The sequence below is a fragment of the Pseudoalteromonas sp. bablab_jr011 genome (genome assembly GCF_016464045.1).
Lineage (GTDB): Bacteria > Pseudomonadota > Gammaproteobacteria > Enterobacterales > Alteromonadaceae > Pseudoalteromonas > Pseudoalteromonas lipolytica.
In genome coordinates this window covers 1-1613 of sequence record NZ_JACDWU010000080.1, presented here as the reverse complement: position 1 = coordinate 1613, position 1613 = coordinate 1, and the positions used below count along the sequence as shown (strand labels likewise).

Sequence of the window (1613 nt, the reverse complement as noted above, 5' to 3'; positions counted from 1 at the left end):
TGAACATTAGGCTTGCGCAATCTCACCCTTTCAAGGGCGAGTCAAGCAAGAGGTAACTAGTCTTTTTTCTGACTTAAAGCGCGTGAAGTTTTTACGGCTCTTTCACTTGGCGGTGTGTTTTGATTTTCAATGTACTGCTTAATTACATCCAAACTCGCGCCGCCGCATGACACGACACAATAACTAGGCGACCAAAAGTGATTTCCCCAAAGCATCGTCTTAATCCGATTCCAATACTCACGCCTTAGTATATATGACGACTTCCCTTTTAATTTGCCAACCAAATTCGATACAGCAACTTTGGGGTGAATAGACACCATTAAGTGAACGTGGTCATGTTCTCCACCAAACTCTAAAAGCTCGCAATCCATTTGCTTACAGGTTTCCTCCATTATCTCTTTGGTTCTATCTAACATCTCTTTAGTGAAAACGCCTCTTCGGTATTTTGTAACAAATACTAGATGAGCATTGTTTTTAAATAGGCAGCTTCTGCCTGTTCTCCATTCGTACATTTTACTTATAGACTAGATTGACAATTTAACGCTAAGTGTAATAATAGTTACCGCAATTGACAACCTACGGAAAGAGCATGCTAACTGGCATTAAGCTACGTGCTAACCCAACATCACATCAAAAACTGGTTTTAAGCCAGTGGATGGGTTGCGCACGCAGTATTTGGAATGCCAAAGTTGACGAAGAAAAGTATTTCCGCACCTTTGCACGTAAATACTACCCAACGGGCACTTATGCCCCAATTGACCAGAAAACATCACAATTCAAGTCGAAGGAGTTAACCCCTTGGCTATCTCGATGCCCTAGTCAGATTATCCGAAACAGTGCGGTTAACTGGTATCAGACTTACCAAAAATTCATGAAAGGCGTGTGTGGGCGACCTAAGCGCAAACCTAAAACTGACCGAGGTAGCATCTATCTTACTCGTGAGGTGTTCAGCTTCGAACGTTGCGAAGATGGAAACTTACGACTATTTATCGGCACGAAGACTAATAATATTGGTTACTTATCCTTTAAAGCGCATGGCAAGTTCGAGATCCCAAACTCGCTATATGTGCGCAAAGAGCGTGGTCAATATTATGTATCTTTCTGTTATGAAGACGGCAATAGCGAAGAAGAACTTCCTAGCAATGCTGAACATTTGGAATTCTTGCAGGGTTCAACCAAAAAATATCTGGAAGAACATACTATTGGTGTAGATCGTGGCGTGGCAATTCCTGTTCACGCAGGCTCTATAACGTTCGATTTCTGCGAAAACCAGAAATCGAACATGACCAAAGCTGACCGCTATATCAAGCGACTTCAACGCAAGTTATCACGCCAGAAAAAAGGCTCTAGCCGAAGAAACAAAACCAAACATCGCATTGCTACGCACCATGCTAAAAAGGCGAATATTCGAAACGATTTTGCACATAAAACAAGTCGTTCGTTAATCGAAAGCAAGGCTAAGGTTATAGTGTTCGAGGCTTTACGAACCTCAAGCATGACGCGCAAGCCAAAGGCGAAGCAGGATGAACAAGGTCGGTATGTGTCAAACAAAGCCAAACAAAAGGCTGGGCTAAACAAGTCTATTTTAAACGTTGGCTGGCACATCATAGAGA

Annotated in this window: 2 protein-coding genes; one reads left to right on the top strand and one right to left on the bottom strand. The window is 42.4% G+C overall.

The window, feature by feature from the left end:
- Window positions 1-56: 56 nt before the first annotated feature.
- On the bottom strand, window positions 57-512 hold the full coding sequence (gene tnpA, locus JIG41_RS02385; protein WP_138534067.1) for an IS200/IS605 family transposase: 456 nt from the start codon (window positions 510-512) through the stop codon (window positions 57-59).
- A 77-nt stretch (window positions 513-589) separates the two neighbouring features.
- On the opposite strand from tnpA, the gene JIG41_RS02380 reads away from it, so the two are divergent.
- Window positions 590-1613: RNA-guided endonuclease TnpB family protein (locus JIG41_RS02380; RefSeq protein WP_199524207.1), on the top strand; the 1024-nt coding region annotated here is incomplete at its 3' end.